This window comes from Streptomyces sannanensis, from assembly GCF_039536205.1.
Lineage (GTDB): Bacteria > Actinomycetota > Actinomycetes > Streptomycetales > Streptomycetaceae > Streptomyces > Streptomyces sannanensis.
Genome location: NZ_BAAAYL010000001.1, coordinates 2,292,180 through 2,306,582 on the forward strand (window position 1 = coordinate 2,292,180; position 14,403 = coordinate 2,306,582).

At 69.4% G+C, this 14,403-nt stretch carries 14 protein-coding genes; 4 read left to right on the top strand and 10 right to left on the bottom strand.

Features of this window, described 5'->3' with window-relative positions:
• The first annotated feature begins 154 nt into the window (after positions 1-154).
• Positions 155-1,735, top strand: coding sequence for an IS1182 family transposase (locus ABD858_RS10830; protein ID WP_345044422.1), 1,581 nt, complete (start codon positions 155-157; stop codon positions 1,733-1,735).
• Between the two features lie 233 nt (positions 1,736-1,968).
• Here ABD858_RS10830 and leuA read toward each other — a convergent pair whose 3' ends face one another.
• On the bottom strand, positions 1,969-3,732 hold the full coding sequence (gene leuA / locus ABD858_RS10835) for a 2-isopropylmalate synthase (protein ID WP_345036103.1): 1,764 nt from the start codon (positions 3,730-3,732) through the stop codon (positions 1,969-1,971).
• A 332-nt stretch (positions 3,733-4,064) separates the two neighbouring features.
• Between leuA and ABD858_RS10840 the strand changes: the two genes are divergently transcribed.
• The 3 genes from ABD858_RS10840 (at position 4,065) to ABD858_RS10850 (ending at position 6,321) form a co-directional block, all read left to right on the top strand.
• Complete coding sequence (locus tag ABD858_RS10840) at positions 4,065-5,126, top strand: M4 family metallopeptidase (protein ID WP_345036104.1); 1,062 nt, start codon at positions 4,065-4,067, stop codon at positions 5,124-5,126.
• Between the two features lie 84 nt (positions 5,127-5,210).
• Positions 5,211-5,477 carry a protealysin inhibitor emfourin gene (locus ABD858_RS10845; RefSeq protein WP_345036105.1) on the top strand — a complete coding sequence of 89 codons (267 nt, stop codon included), beginning with the start codon at positions 5,211-5,213 and terminating at the stop codon, positions 5,475-5,477.
• A gap of 28 nt (positions 5,478-5,505) precedes the next feature.
• Positions 5,506-6,321, top strand: a complete 816-nt coding sequence (locus tag ABD858_RS10850) for a GNAT family N-acetyltransferase (protein ID WP_345036106.1) — start codon at positions 5,506-5,508, stop codon at positions 6,319-6,321.
• Here the strand turns inward: ABD858_RS10850 and ABD858_RS10855 are convergent.
• From ABD858_RS10855 to ABD858_RS10895, 9 genes are all read right to left on the bottom strand, one after another.
• Complete coding sequence (locus ABD858_RS10855; protein ID WP_345044424.1) at positions 6,261-6,560, bottom strand: TetR family transcriptional regulator; 300 nt, start codon at positions 6,558-6,560, stop codon at positions 6,261-6,263. The two genes, ABD858_RS10850 and ABD858_RS10855, sit on opposite strands and share 61 nt — an antisense overlap.
• Before the next feature lie 147 nt (positions 6,561-6,707).
• On the bottom strand, positions 6,708-7,649 hold the full coding sequence (gene era / locus ABD858_RS10860) for a GTPase Era (RefSeq protein WP_345036107.1): 942 nt from the start codon (positions 7,647-7,649) through the stop codon (positions 6,708-6,710).
• A 65-nt stretch (positions 7,650-7,714) separates the two neighbouring features.
• On the bottom strand, positions 7,715-8,068 hold the full coding sequence (locus tag ABD858_RS10865) for a cytidine deaminase (RefSeq protein WP_345036108.1): 354 nt from the start codon (positions 8,066-8,068) through the stop codon (positions 7,715-7,717).
• A gap of 42 nt (positions 8,069-8,110) precedes the next feature.
• A complete protein-coding gene (locus ABD858_RS10870) occupies positions 8,111-8,830 on the bottom strand; it encodes a hypothetical protein (protein ID WP_345036109.1) in 720 nt (239 codons plus the stop codon).
• Between the two features lie 88 nt (positions 8,831-8,918).
• Positions 8,919-9,272, bottom strand: a complete 354-nt coding sequence (locus tag ABD858_RS10875) for an MmcQ/YjbR family DNA-binding protein (protein ID WP_345036111.1) — start codon at positions 9,270-9,272, stop codon at positions 8,919-8,921.
• On the bottom strand, positions 9,269-10,561 hold the full coding sequence (locus ABD858_RS10880) for a hemolysin family protein (RefSeq protein ID WP_345036112.1): 1,293 nt from the start codon (positions 10,559-10,561) through the stop codon (positions 9,269-9,271). The genes ABD858_RS10875 and ABD858_RS10880 overlap by 4 nt, the downstream gene beginning before the upstream one ends.
• On the bottom strand, positions 10,558-11,055 hold the full coding sequence (gene ybeY / locus ABD858_RS10885) for an rRNA maturation RNase YbeY (protein ID WP_345036113.1): 498 nt from the start codon (positions 11,053-11,055) through the stop codon (positions 10,558-10,560). Before ybeY ends, ABD858_RS10880 begins: the two co-directional genes overlap by 4 nt.
• 13 nt (positions 11,056-11,068) lie before the next feature.
• The gene (locus ABD858_RS10890) at positions 11,069-13,162 is read right to left on the bottom strand and encodes a PhoH family protein (RefSeq protein WP_345036114.1); all 2,094 of its coding nucleotides are present in this window, start codon (positions 13,160-13,162) and stop codon (positions 11,069-11,071) included.
• 113 nt (positions 13,163-13,275) lie between these two features.
• Positions 13,276-14,388, bottom strand: a complete 1,113-nt coding sequence (locus ABD858_RS10895) for a carbohydrate kinase family protein (protein ID WP_345036115.1) — start codon at positions 14,386-14,388, stop codon at positions 13,276-13,278.
• Between the last annotated feature and the right edge of the window lie 15 nt (positions 14,389-14,403).

Below are 14,403 nucleotides of genomic sequence, written 5' to 3' on the forward strand. Positions count from 1 at the left end.
ACTCGCCCCGGATTGCGGGTAAATGTCAATCGCCATGAACCGGTGCAAGCCGGGCGCGATTTCAAGATCTTCAGGACACTCCTAGAAGACTCATGAAGATCTTGGGTTCTGGCCCCGCCGCGTGAGCGGCGGGGCCAGACTCTTTCTCGTGGTGATGGGGGAATGGGCCGGGGAGACGGTCGGGCCGGATGTGTGGGAGACCTGCCGGGAGTTGATCCCGGCAGGCAGTGTGTTCGCGTTCCTGGCCGAGCATCGCGGCGCGCTGTTCCCGGCGGAGACGTTCGAGGACATGTACCCGTCGGCGAACGGGCGGCCGAGCATGCCGCCGCAGATCCTGGCCGCGGCGATCACGCTGCAGGCCCTTAACGGGCTGTCGGACTTCGAGACGGTCCAGGAGTTGCGGTGTGACCTGAGGTGGAAGGCCGCGTGCGGGCTGGGCCTGCACGACATGGCGTTCGATCCGTCGCTGCTGGCCTACTTCCGGCGCCGGCTGGCCCGCTCGGTGCGGCCGAACCGTGTCTTCGAGACGGTGCGCGAGGTGGTGAAGGCCACCGGTGTCCTCAAGGGCAAGCACCGGCGGGCGCTGGACTCCACGGTGCTGGACGATGCGGTCGCCACCCAGGACACCGTCACCCAGATCATCGCCGCCGTCCGCGCGGTAATTCGCGAGGTCCCCGGGGCCGCTGAGGTGGCAGCCGTGCAGTGCACCGCGCATGACTACAGCGACCCGGGCAAACCAAGGATCGCCTGGAATGACGAGCAGGCCCGCGCCACGCTTGTTGATGCCCTGGTCAGTGACGCGCTCAGGCTGCTCGGGCATCTGCCCGAGCAGGAGCTGGGCGAGAAGGCCGCGAATGCCGTCGGCATCCTGGCCCTGGTCGCAGGTCAAGACGTCGAACCCGCCGAGGACTCCGACGGCCGCGACGGGCGCTGGCGCATCACCCGTGGCACCGCGCAGGACCGGATGGTCTCCACCGTCGACCCCGAGGCCCGGCACATCCACAAAACCCGCACCCACCAGCAAGACGGCTACAAGGCCCACCTGGCCATCGAGCCCGAGACCGGGTTATACACCGCCGTCGCCCTGCGGCCCGGAAGCGGCCCAGAGCACCACGAGGCCACCGTCGGCCTGGACCTTCTCGCCGAGGAGGACGGGCCGGTGGACGCCTTCGGCGACACCGCCTACTCCACCGGCGAGGCCCGCCAGGCCCTCGAAGACGCAGGGCACCGGCTGTTCCTCAAACCCGCCCCGCTACGGGCGGCCGTCCCCGGCGGCTTCACCCTGGACGACTTCGCCATCGACACCGCCGCCGCCACGGTGACCTGCCCCGCCGGACACACGGTCCCCCTGTCAGACCCCGGCGGACAGCACCACCAGCGCAAGGCGGCCTTCGGGAAACTCTGCACCGGATGTCCCCTGCGCGAGCGGTGCACCAAGGCCAAGGCCGGCCGCATCCTGACCATCCGCCCACACCACGACCTGCTCGCAGCCGCCCGCCGCCAGGCCGCTACCGACCCCGACTGGCAAGCCGACTACCGCCGCTGGAGACCACCGGTCGAACGCGCCGTCGCCTGGCTCGTCCACCACGGCAACCGCAAACTCCGCTACCGCGGAACCATCGCCAACGACACCTGGCTCCACACCCGAGCCGCCGCCCTCAACCTCCGCCGACTGATCAACCTCGGACTCACCCGCACCGGCGACACCTGGCACCTCGCCCCGGCCACCGGATGACCAGAAGGGCCGCCCGGCCTCCGGCCGGACAGCCCCTCAACAAGATCTTCATGAGTCTTCTAGGGCGTGTTTCGAAAGTAGCGTCGTCCGCCCGGAGGGCGGGGTCGGGGGCGTCTGGTGCGTGCGATCGCAAGGCGGAGGGAGGAGAGCGCAGCGGGCTGCGCCGACGACCGACAACGCGGCGAGCGTGCGTGCCGGGCGTTCCCGACCAGGCGGGACTTTCGAAACACGCCCTAGTAGGAGCGGGCCGACCGGTTGACGGCGGAGACGATCGCGTTCAGCGAGGCGCGCGTGGTGTTGGCGTGAATGCCGATGCCCCACAGCACCTTGCCGTCGATGGCGCACTCGATGTACGAGGCGGCCTGGGAGCTGGCACCCTCGCTCATCGTGTGCTCCTGGTAGTCGAGCAGACGGACGTCGATGCCGATGCCCTGCAGCGCATCGAAGAACGCGGAGATCGGGCCGTTGCCGGAACCGGTCAGCACCGTCTCGACGCCGTCCACGACCGCGTCGCCGGTCAGGGTGTCCGTGCCGTCCTTGTGGGTGGCGATCTGGCCGGCGCGCAGCTGGATACGGCCCCACGGGTTGTCCGGGTTGGGCAGGTACTCGTCCCGGAAGACCGACCAGATCTCGTCCGGCGTGACCTCGCCACCCTCGGCGTCGGTCTTGGCCTGGATGATCCTCGAGAACTCGATCTGCATCCGGCGCGGCAGGTCCAGCTTGTGGTCGTTCTTCAGGACGTACGCGATGCCGCCCTTGCCGGACTGCGAGTTGACGCGGATGACCGCCTCGTAGGAGCGGCCCACGTCCTTGGGGTCGATGGGCAGGTAGGGCACGGCCCACTCGATGTCGTCCACCGTCCTGCCCTGGGCGGCCGCGTCGGCCTCCATGGCGTCGAAGCCCTTCTTGATGGCGTCCTGGTGGGAGCCGGAGAAGGCGGTGTAGACCAGGTCGCCCGCGTAGGGGTGGCGCGGGTGGACCTCCATCTGGTTGCAGTACTCGCTCGTACGGCGGATCTCGTCGATCTGCGAGAAGTCGATCTGCGGGTCCACACCCTGGGAGAACAGGTTCATGCCCAGGGTGACCAGGTCGACGTTGCCGGTGCGCTCGCCCTGCCCGAACAGGCAGCCCTCGACACGGTCGGCGCCGGCCATGACCGCCAGCTCGGCGGCGGCGACGGCGGTGCCGCGGTCGTTGTGCGGGTGGGCGGACAGGCAGATGTACTCACGGCGGGACAGGTTGCGGGACATCCACTCGAACCGGTCCGCGTGCGTGGACGGCGTCGAACGCTCCACGGTGGCGGGCAGGTTCAGGATGATCTCGCGGCCCTCCTCGGGCTGCCAGACGTCACAGACGGCCTCGCAGACCTCCAGGGCGAAATCCAGCTCGGTGTCGGTGAAGATCTCCGGGCTGTACTGGTAGCCGAAGATCGTCTCGTCGCCCAGGATCTTCTCGGCGTACTCCATCACCAGACGGGTGCCGTCGACGGCGATCTGCTTGATGTCGTCCTTGGAGCCCCGGAAGACGACCCGGCGGAAGGTGGGAGCTGTCGCGTTGTACAGGTGCACGGTGGCCCGGTGGGCGCCGCGCAGCGACTCGACGGTGCGCTCGATCAGGTCCTCACGGGCCTGGGTCAGCACGGAGATGGTCACGTCCTCGGGGATCGCGCCCTCTTCGATGATGGACCGTACGAACGAGAAGTCCGTCTCGCCGGAGGACGGGAAGCCGACCTCGATCTCCTTGTAGCCCATACGGACCAGCAGGTCGAACATCTCACGCTTGCGGGCCGGCGACATCGGGTCGATCAGCGCCTGGTTCCCGTCCCGGAGGTCGGTCGACAGCCAGCGCGGCGCCTTGGTGATGCGCCGGTCCGGCCAGGTGCGGTCGGGGATGTCCACGGCCTCGTACCGGCCGTACTTGTGGATGGGCATCCCGGACGGCCTCTGGGCGTGCGCGGCGTTGGTGATCGGCGTGGGGCGGCCGACGGAGATGGTCATGGCGTAGGGCTCCTCGGGTCCTGCGAACGGACGGCCGACTGTGTCGAAGCAGCACCGGATCCCGCGGGGAGGGGGTCGGCCTACGACTACAGGCCCTCGCCGCGGCAGCTAAGGAGAAGCAGCCCAGAACGCATGATGCGAAGCAGCCTAGCCGAGCGGCGACAGAACCGGCGGTCCTGTTCCACCATGCGGGACCAATGGACAAAAACGGACAAAAGGTTCACCACATCACTCCGGCCGCACGATTGCCCGAGGCTCCGGACATCACTCCATTTCATGAATCATGGTTGCAGCTAGTGACAGCCGCGTGACTCAGTGCCACATTGCCGGACATGACCGCAATCGAACCCGTCTTCTGCGGCATCGTGCCGCCTCATCTTCTCGACCACCTGGCCACGACCGGCCGCCCCGCCGTCGCCGCGGCTGCCCGCCGCACCCTGATCGCCGACTCCGCCCAGCGCACCACCCGTCGGCTGACCACGGTCGTCGGCACCCCCACCCTCGCTGCGCCCTCGGGCGCGGTGGCGAACAAGCCGCACCGCACCGTCCACGACGCCGAGCACAGCGAGCAGCTGCCGGGCATCGTGGTGCGCCGTGAGAGCAAGGACCCCGTCCGGGACGCGACCGTCAACCGTGCGTACGCGGGTCTGGGCGCGACCTTCGACCTGTTCCTGAACGCCTTCTCGCGCGACTCCATCGACGGCAGCGGACTCCCGCTGATCGCCACCGTCCACTTCGGCGAGAACTACGGCAACGCCTTCTGGAACGGCGAACAGATGGTGTTCGGCGACGGGGACGGCGAGATCTTCCTCGACTTCACCCTCCCCGTCGACGTCATCGGCCACGAGCTGGCCCACGGCGTCACCCAGTACACCGCCAATCTCACCTACTTCGGCCAGCCCGGCGCGCTCAACGAGTCGATGTCGGACGTCTTCGGCTCGCTGGTCAAGCAGTACGCACTCGGCCAGAGCGCCGAGGACGCCGACTGGCTCATCGGTGCCGGGCTGCTCGCCGGTGAGGTCGAGGGCGTGGCGCTGCGCTCCATGAAGGCTCCCGGCACGGCGTACGACGACGACGTCCTCGGCAAGGACCCGCAGCCCGCGACCATGGACGACTACGTCCGCACCGGCCGTGACAACGGCGGCGTCCACATCAACTCCGGCATCCCCAACCACGCCTTCTACCTGCTCGCCACCGCCCTCGGCGGCAACGCCTGGGAGCGGGCCGGCCAGATCTGGTACGACGTACTCACCGGCGGCGAGCTCCGGAGCAAGGCGAGCTTCGCCGACTTCGCCCGGCTGAGCGTGGCCGCCGCGCAGTCCCGTTTCGGCGAGGGCGACGAGGTCCAGGCGGTGCTCAAGGCCTGGTCACAGGTGGGCGTGCCCACCGGCTGACCCCGTGGCTCCGGCACCCGGCCGGCGGGCCGGGTGCCGGAGCCCCTCGTGCGCGGACGGCCACGAGGCTGTAGACAGGGAGTCATGCGTATCCAGGTAAGGCGCACCGGAGGGTTCGCCGGCATCGAGCGGTTCGCCGAAATCGACACCACCACCCGCCCCGACGCGGCGGAGTGGCACGCCCTGGTGGAACGTGCGGTGGCGGACGGCCATGAAACCCCTCCCATCGGCGTACCGGACGGTTTCAACTACCAGATCACCGTCGACGCGCACACGGTCTACTGCTCCGACCCACGGCTCACCGAGGCCCAGCGCGAGCTGATCACCCGGGTCATGAAAGAAGGGGCGTAAATCGCGCCCTTCCGCTTGGATGCTCCACATGACTTCTGTGGAGCATGATCTGGACCGGCTCGAGGGCTACTACGACGGCGTCCCGCGCGCCGGCGCGCGCACCGAGGACTTCGGGCCGCTGACCCTCTTCGTCCGCGAAGGCGCCGGCTGGCCCTTCTACGCGCGCCCCACCCGCGGCGCCACGACCGCGCCGGTGACCGCCGACGACGTCGACCGCGTCCGGGCCCGGCAGCGCGAGCTCGGCATACCGGAGGCCTTCGAATGGGTCGCCGAGGACACTCCCGGGCTGCGCGCCGCCGTCGAGAAGTCCGGGCTCACGGTGCACGAGCACCCGCTGATGGTCCTCGACCCGGAGGCCGCCGCCCCGGAACCGCATCCGTCCGTACGCCTCCTGGGCGCCGACGACCCGCTGCTGCCCGCCGCGCTCGCCGTACCGCACCTCGCCTTCGCCGCGCCCGGCACGGCGATCGGCGAGGCCGGCCCGGCCGAGCTCGCCGCGGAGATCGCGGCGCGGGCCGACGACGGCAGGACCGAGCATGTCGCCGGCCGTCTGAGGGCCGGCACGACGGCGGTGGCCGCGGCCGTCGAGGACGGGGTGGTGCTCTGCTCCGGGACGCACAATCCGCTCGACGGCGTGACGGAGATCGTCGGCGTCGGCACGCTGCCGACCGCTCGCCGCCAGGGACTGGGCCAAGCGGTCACCGCCGCCCTCGTCGCCGACGCGAGGGCTGGTGGCATCGGCACGGTGTTCCTCTCGGCGAGCGACGAGGACGTGGCCCGTATCTACGCCCGCCTGGGCTTCCGCCCGGTGGGCACCGCACTGATCGCGGAACCCGCGGAGTAGGACGCCGCCTCAGGGAAGCGCGGCCCCGACGGAAGCCTCCGCCGCCTCGTGGTCGCCTCCCGCGCCGACCGCGAAATCATGGAGCCGAAGTGCGTATGGACCGCCATGGTCGAGGCCCCGGCCTCCTTCACCAGGCGGCGCGCGCTTGCCGGTCCCTGCTCGGCGAGCACGCGTGCGGCCGCGTCGAGAAGTGCGCGGCGGACATCGAGGGGCCCTGGCGCGAGCTTCCGGGTCGGCATCTCGCCATGCCCGTCACGGTTGGGCCATACCACGCTGCCAGTCCTTCGCGACCTTCACATGAAGGTCGAGCACATGAAGGTCGAGGCTGCATCGATCTGCGGCTCCGCCGCGAGGCCGACGTACCCCAGCAGCGGCCCGGGCCAACCTCAGAAGCCCAGCTTGCGCAGCTGCTTCGGGTCACGCTGCCAGTCCTTCGCGACCTTCACATGAAGGTCGAGGAAGACCGGAGTACCCAGCAGTGCCTCGATGTGCTTGCGGGACTTCATGCCGACCTCCTTCAGCCGGCTGCCCTTGGGGCCGATGATGATGCCCTTCTGGCTGGGACGCTCGATGTAGACGTTCGCGTGGATGTCCAGCAGCGGCCGGTCGGCGGGGCGGTCCTCGCGGGGCAGCATCTCCTCGACGACCACGGCGATGGAGTGCGGCAGCTCGTCCCGTACGCCCTCCAGCGCGGCTTCGCGGATCAGCTCGGCGACCATGACCTGCTCGGGCTCGTCGGTGAGGTCGCCCTCGGGATACAGCGCGGGGCCCTCGGGGAGCAGCGGTACCAGCAGGTCGGCCAGCAGCGAGACCTGCTTGTCGCCGACCGCCGAGACCGGGACGATCTCCGCCCACTCGATGCCCAGCTCCTGGCCGAGCCGGTCGATGGCGATCAGCTGCTCGGCGAGCGCCTTGGAGTCGACCAGGTCGGTCTTGGTGACGATCGCCACCTTCGGGGTCTTCTTGATCTCGGCGAGTTCCTTGGCGATGAAACGGTCACCGGGGCCGAGTTTCTGGTCGGCGGGCAGGCAGAAGCCGATCACGTCGACCTCGGCCCAGGTGGTCCGTACGACGTCGTTGAGCCGCTCGCCGAGCAGGGTGCGCGGCTTGTGCAGGCCGGGGGTGTCAACCAGCACCAGCTGGGCGTCGGGCCGGTGCACGATGCCGCGCACGGTGTGCCGGGTGGTCTGCGGACGGTTGGAGGTGATCGCCACCTTCTGGCCGACCAGAGCGTTCGTAAGGGTGGACTTGCCCGCATTGGGACGGCCGACGAAGCAGGCGAAGCCGGACCGGTGGGTGGCCTCGTTGGGCTGGGTACGAACACTCATGGCGCCCATTGTCCCTGATCGCCGAGGCCCCGCGGCACCGCCGGGCCTCAGGCCCTCCGGCGGCATCAACCCGCCGCGATTCTCAGGCGCAGCTCGCCGTCGGGGCCGGCCAGGAAGACCGGGGTCTCGGCACCGCCCAGGTCGCGGACCGCCGCGCGGTCCGCGTCGGAGACGGCCTCCGACTCGGCGACGACCGCCGCCGCCTCCAGTGACTTCGCGCCGCTGGCCACGGCCATCGCGACCGCGGTCTGCAGCGCGCTGAGCTTCAGCGAGTCCAGCTCGACCGTGCCCGCCACATAGGTGCGGCCCGTCTCGTCCCGTACGGCCGCGCCCTCGGGCACGGCGTTACGGGCACGGGCGCTGCGGGCCAGCGTGATGATCTTGCGGTCCTCGGGGCCAAGCTCGGTGCTCTCGCTCATGCGCCGAGCATACGAACCCCCGAGGACCGAAAGCGGCCGGGGTCAGCCCTGGGCGCCCTTGACGAGCTTGTCGCCCGCGCGCTTGACCAGGTCCTCGAAGGCCTTGCCGGACGCGTCCGCCTTGCCGGGGACGTAGGCCATGCGGGCCAGCGCGGCGCCCTGGCGGATCACCGCCACGTCGGTCTCCAGCTTCATCTGGATTTCGGGCAAGTCCATCGACATGTGGAAGGTGTACGACTCCTCGCCCGCCGCGGGCACGGAGAGCTTCTGGACCTTGACGGGGATCTTCATGCCGTCGGACTCGACGGTGAAGGAGGTGCAGGCACTCAGTACGCCGTCGAAGCCCTTGAGGTGGTCCTCGGCGCCCTTCTCGAAGGTGAACACCTGCTCGCTCAGCAGATCGTTGCCGCCGTTGCCCTCGAAGTCGGCGCTGCCGCCCATCGTCGCACCGGCGATCTTGTCCTCCATGAAGGAGGCGATCCGCTGACACTCGGGCTTGTCCGCCTTGGCCACGGTGGACTCGGTGGGCTCCGTGGACTCCTTCCAGCCGGACGGCAGGTCGGCGACCGTGAGGGTGGCAGCCTTCATCTGCTCCGCGGTGAGGGTCTTGGCCGCGGCGGCCTCGGGTTGGGCCTGCTGGTCGGCGCTCTTGTCCGGCTTCGCGGCGCCCTTGTCGTCGTCCCCGCCGCCACAGGCGGAAGTAAGGAGGAGGGCCGGGACGGCGAGAGCGACAGCGGTACCGCGACCTATGCGAATGCGCACGAAGGTGACTCCCCAAAGAGGTTCCGGGCCGAAGATCACGACCCGCGGAGGAGGGTACCGGCTGGCCGCCCCCGGCCCGCAAGGGGATTTACGCGCGGTCCAGGCGCAGCCGGTCGGCCCTGGGGAGGCCGGCGACCACCAGGTCGTAGGAGTCCTCGATGAGTTCGCGGACCATCGTGGGCGGAAGCCCGTCGACCGACACGGTGTTCCAGTGGCGTTTGTTGAGGTGGTAGCCCGGAACGATCGCCGGGTGGGACGTGCGCAGCCGGACGGCCTCGTCCGGGTCGCACTTCAGGGAGACCGTGAGGGGGCGCTCCTCCAGGGCGCTGAGGGCGAACATCTTCCCGCACACCTTGAAGACGGAGTGTTCCGGTGTGAAGGGGAACTCCTCCACGGCGGCGTTGAAGTCGAGGCAGAACGCCCTCAGCTCCTGGGGGGTCATTCCGGTTGGGTCCCTTCCGGTTCTTCCGGTTCGACGAGCACCGTGACGATCCTGTTGCGGCGGCCGGCCGGGGACTCGGCGGTCAGCCGGAGCGTTCGCCCGTCCGGCAGGCCGACCAGCGCGCTCGCCCCGGCGATGGGGACCCGGCCCAGCGACTTGGCCAGCAGTCCGCCGACCGTTTCGACGTCCTCGTCGTCGAAGGCGCCGAGGCCGAACAGCTCGCCGAGGTCGCCGATGTCGAGCCGGGCGGTGACCCGGTAGCGGCTGTCGCCGAGCTCCTCCACCGGCGGCAGCTCCCGGTCGTACTCGTCGGTGATCTCACCGACGATCTCCTCCAGGATGTCCTCGATCGTGACGATTCCCGCCGTGCCGCCGTATTCGTCGATGACGACGGCGACATGACTGCGTTCCTGCTGCATCTCGCGCAGCAGGTCGCCCGCGTTCTTGGTGTCCGGGACGAAGGACGCCGGCCGCATGACCGTGGAGACCAGATCGGCCTCGGCCTCGCGGTTGATGTGCGTGCGCCGGACGAGGTCCTTGAGGTAGACGATGCCGACGATGTCGTCCTCGTTCTCCCCGGTCACCGGGATCCGGGAGAAGCCGGAGCGCAGGGCGAGGGTCAGCGCCTGGCGGATGGTCTTGTAGCGCTCTATGCAGACGAGATCGGTGCGGGGCACCATGACCTCGCGTACGAGGGTGTCGCCGAGCTCGAAGACGGAGTGCACCATCCGACGCTCCTCGGCCTCGATCAGCGACTCCCGTTCGGCGAGGTCGACCATGGCCCGCAGTTCGGCCTCGGAGGCGAAGGGGCCCTTGCGGAAGCCCTTGCCCGGGGTGAAGGCGTTGCCGACGAGGATCAGCAGCTGCGGGATCGGGCCCATGATCCTGGCGAGCGGCAGCAGGACGTACGCGGCGGCGGTGGCCGTGTTCAGCGGGTGCTGGCGGCCGATGGTGCGCGGCGAGACGCCCACCGCGACAAACGAGACCAGCACCATCACCGCGAAGGCGACGAGCAGCGCCTGCCAGGTCTTGTCGAACTCCCGGAGACAGGCATAGGTGACCAGCACCCCGGCCCCCATCTCACAGGCGATCCGCACCAGCAGGGCGACGTTGAGATAGCGGGTGGGGTCGGCGGCGACCTGCGCGAGCTTGTCGGCACCGCGCCGCCCGGAGCGCACCGCCTCCTCGGCCCGGAAGCTGGAGGTACGGGCGATGCCCGCCTCCGCGCAGGCGGCCAGCCAGGCGACGACGACCAGCAGGACCGCGCCGACGATCAGCTGCGTGGTCACGAGACGGTCGGCGCGGGCGACGGACCGCTCAGTCCCTTCTCCGCCCGCCAGCCGTCGATGATCGCCGCCTGAAGCCCGAACATCTCGGCCTTCTCGTCCGGCTCCTCGTGGTCGTAACCGAGGAGATGCAGCACGCCGTGGACGGTGAGCAGCTGGAGCTCCTCGTCCATGGAGTGCCGCGTCGGGGCCTCCTGGCCCTGCTTCGTGGCCACCTCGGGGCAGAGCACGATGTCACCGAGGAGCCCCTGCGGGGGCTCCTCGTCGTCCTTGGCCGGCGGACGCAGCTCGTCCATCGGGAAGGACATGACATCGGTCGGGCCCGGCAGGTCCATCCACTGGATGTGGAGCTGCTCCATGGCATCGGCGTCCACGACGATCACCGAGAGTTCGGAGAGGGGGTGGATGCGCATCCGTGCGAGTGCGTAGCGGGCGACATCGAGAATCGCCTGCTCCTCCACCTCGGTTCCGGACTCGTTGTTGACGTCGATCGACATGGTGGTGACTTGTCTACTTCCCGTTGCGGATGTCGTACTTCTCGTACGCGTCGACGATACGGCCCACGAGCTTGTGCCGTACGACATCGGTCGAGGTGAGCATCGAGAAGTGGACGTCGGGGACACCGTCCAGGATCTCCCGGACCACGCGCAGACCGCTCTTGGTGCCGCCGGGCAGGTCGATCTGGGTGATGTCACCGGTAACGACGATCTTCGAGTCGAAGCCGAGCCGCGTCAGGAACATCTTCATCTGCTCGGGATTCGTGTTCTGCGCCTCGTCCAGGATGATGAAAGCGTCGTTGAGCGTGTTGTGTGTCAGCAGGTAGTTCTCGGTGACGTAGAGCGAGTCCTCGGCCGCCACCTGGATGCAGACGGCCTCCTCACGGCCCGCGGGTTCGATGCTGTCGATAAAGCGCATCGGGCGGCCACCGCCCCCGGCCGCATGGTACTTCTCGCGCTTACGGGCCAGGCGGAAGGGTTCGATGCCCTCCGGGAGGCGGATGTCGACCACGTGCGCGTCATGACGGTGGGCGACCTCGCAGCCATTCGCCTTGCCCGGCGTCCGGCCCTCGGCCGCACGGCGGCGGGTGTACGCAACACCACCCAGCGACTGGACCAGTGAGATCACGTCGTCCCGAAGCACGATCGATGTGGTCGTGTACTGGATGCGGCAGGTGCGGTCGGCCTGGGTCACTGGTCCGCCGTCGGAATCCAGCAGTCCCTGGAGGACAGCCAGGCGGACCTCGGCGGAGTTGTAGAGGTAGTCGTCCGGGACGAACTTCGAGTGCGACCGCGTGCCGAGCAGATCCAGAGTGCGCAGCATCCCGGTGACCGGGTTCTCCAAGGTGACCACGTCACCCGGCGCCTTCACTCGGTTCAGGATGTAGTCCACCCGGTCCTTCCAGCGCACCTCGACGCCGGGCAGGGCCGCCTCCAGCGCGGAGGCCAGCTCCGGGTCCTCGGTGGCGAACGAAGGTGTCGTACTACCGGTCAGACAGCCATCACCGAGCAGCAGGCCCAGTGCGTACGGGTCCATAGGGACTTCTCGCTCCGGGAAGCAGACCGGGGCGGCGAGCAACGGCAGCTCGTACCGGCGGGCACGCGCGGCACGGAGGTTACCGATCATCTCCTTGGTTTCGAGGACCCGCCACGGCTTGTTGCGGCGCTTGTCCGAAGCGGTCCGGACCGTCCACAGGTGCTCCCCGCAGCACAGGGTCCAGGAGCCGTCCTGAGCGGTGACGCGGTAGATGTCCTTCTCGCCCTGCGGGTACACGCCGAGCACGGGCGTCGGCTCACCGTTCGACCCGATGACCAGGTCACCGACCTGCAGGTCACCGATGGGACGCCAGCCGTCCGGAGTCAGGACGTTCGTGAAGACAGGCTGGGCCCTTCCACGCATGTATGCCAGCGGCGCGACCTCGATCGTGCCCGCCGCCATCAGGCGCGGGATCGAGTCGGGGTCGATCATGTCGTGGAGCGCGTCGTAGAGCGGCCGCAGATACGGGTCGATCTTCTCGTAGAGTGTGCCCGGCAGGAAGCCGAGACGCTCACCCGCCTCGACAGCCGGCCGGGTCAGGATGATCCGGTTGACCTGCTTGGACTGCAGGGCCTGGACCGCCTTGGCCATGGCGAGGTACGTCTTTCCGGTACCGGCGGGGCCGATGCCGAAGACGATCGTGTGCTTGTCGATCGCGTCGACGTACCGCTTCTGGTTGAGGGTCTTGGGGCGGATGGTGCGGCCGCGGCTGGAGAGGATGTTCTGGGTGAGCACCTCGGAGGGCGTCTCGACCGCCGCTCCCCCGCTCTCCTCACGCAGCATGGCGATCGAACGTTCCACCGCATCCTCCGTCATCGGCTGTCCGGTGCGCAGCACCAGCATCATCTCGTCGAACACGCGCTGGATCAGTGCGACTTCCCCCGCGTCACCGACCGCGCTGATCTCGTTTCCCCGTACGTGAATGTCCGTCGCCGGGAACGCCTTCTCGATCACGCGCAACAGGGCGTCACCGGAACCCAGCACCATCACCATCGGGTGCTTCGCGGGGACGGTGAACTGTGCGCGTGCCTGCCCCGGCGCAAGGGCTTGGGCTGTGGGTGTCTGAGTCATGGGCCGGCCCTCTGGCCTGCACATACCTCCTGTTGCAGGGTTCTCGCCGCTCGACAACCTCTGGAACACCAAGCCTACGACGGCACGACACGCGGGCAGACAGTATTTTCGCCCTACGCGGTACGCCGGAAGCCGATCGTCGGCAGGGCCCTCGGCAGTGGCCAGGGCCGGACGGCCTCCGGCAGCAGCCCCTCCAGGAAGGCGTACCGGCGCAGGGCCGCCGGGTCCTGCTCGTCGTACGACGCTACGTGCCGCCACCAGGCGCCGATCTCCGCCCAGCCGGGCGCCGACAGCGACCCGCCGAACTCCTGCACCGACAGCGCCGCCGTCAGCCCGGCGAAGGCCAGCCGGTCCGCGAGCGGCCAGCCGGCCAGCGTGCCGGTGACGAAACCCGCGACGAAGACATCGCCCGCACCCGTCGGATCCAGGGCTTCCACGGTGATGGCCGGCACCTCGGCGGTCTCGCCGGTCGAACCGTCCACGGCGTACGCGCCCTCGGCGCCCAGCGTGACCACGGCCAGCGGCACCCTCCCGGCCAGCGCGCGGGCGGCGGCACGCGGGCAGTCGGTGCGGGTGTAGCGCATCGCCTCCTCGGCGTTGGGCAGAAACGCCCGGCAGTGCTCCAGATCGGGCAGCTCCGCCAGGTCCCAGCAGCCGGACTCGTCCCAGCCGACATCGGCGAAGACCATCGCGCCGCCCCGTGCGGCGGCCCCGACCCACTCCTCGCTGCGCCCCGGCGCCAGGGAGGCGATCGCCGCCCGTGAGCGCGGCGGAAAGTGCAGCGGGCGGTCGGCGGGCGGCGGCGCCTCATGACCGTGCGAGACCATCGTCCGCTCGCCCTCGTACGCCATGGAGACGGTGACCGGCGAATGCCAGCCGGAGACCGTACGGGACATCGACAGATCGATGCCCTCGCCCTGCTCCAGCGCGTCCCAGCAGTAGTCGCCGTAGAAGTCGTCGCCGAAGGCCGCCGCGAGCAAGGTACGCAGGCCCAGGCGGGCCAGCGCGGTCGCCATGTTGGCGACCCCGCCGGGACTCTGTCCCATGCCCCGGGCCCATGACTCGGTGCCGCGCACCGGGGCGCTGTCCAGTCCGGTGAAGATGATGTCGAGGAAGACGGTGCCGGTCAGGAAGACATCGCAGTCGGGTCCGCCCGGGGCCCGCAGGCCGCGCAACGGGTCCACATCCGAGGAGAATCCCGGCTGTCTCGCGCTGTGTACGGTCACGTGCGCTCCCCGTTG

Excerpts from the sequence above, each read along its gene's own strand:
- ABD858_RS10830 (WP_345044422.1), top strand. The coding sequence starts at position 155 with ATGGGGGAATGGGCCGGGGAGACGGTCGGGCCGGATGTGTGGGAGACC.
- leuA (WP_345036103.1), bottom strand. The coding sequence starts at position 3,732 with ATGACCATCTCCGTCGGCCGCCCCACGCCGATCACCAACGCCGCGCAC.
- ABD858_RS10840 (WP_345036104.1), top strand. The coding sequence starts at position 4,065 with ATGACCGCAATCGAACCCGTCTTCTGCGGCATCGTGCCGCCTCATCTT.
- ABD858_RS10845 (WP_345036105.1), top strand. The coding sequence starts at position 5,211 with ATGCGTATCCAGGTAAGGCGCACCGGAGGGTTCGCCGGCATCGAGCGG.
- ABD858_RS10850 (WP_345036106.1), top strand. The coding sequence starts at position 5,506 with ATGACTTCTGTGGAGCATGATCTGGACCGGCTCGAGGGCTACTACGAC.
- ABD858_RS10855 (WP_345044424.1), bottom strand. The coding sequence starts at position 6,560 with ATGCCGACCCGGAAGCTCGCGCCAGGGCCCCTCGATGTCCGCCGCGCA.
- era (WP_345036107.1), bottom strand. The coding sequence starts at position 7,649 with ATGAGTGTTCGTACCCAGCCCAACGAGGCCACCCACCGGTCCGGCTTC.
- ABD858_RS10865 (WP_345036108.1), bottom strand. The coding sequence starts at position 8,068 with ATGAGCGAGAGCACCGAGCTTGGCCCCGAGGACCGCAAGATCATCACG.
- ABD858_RS10875 (WP_345036111.1), bottom strand. The coding sequence starts at position 9,272 with ATGACCCCCCAGGAGCTGAGGGCGTTCTGCCTCGACTTCAACGCCGCC.
- ybeY (WP_345036113.1), bottom strand. The coding sequence starts at position 11,055 with ATGTCGATCGACGTCAACAACGAGTCCGGAACCGAGGTGGAGGAGCAG.
- ABD858_RS10890 (WP_345036114.1), bottom strand. The coding sequence starts at position 13,162 with ATGACTCAGACACCCACAGCCCAAGCCCTTGCGCCGGGGCAGGCACGC.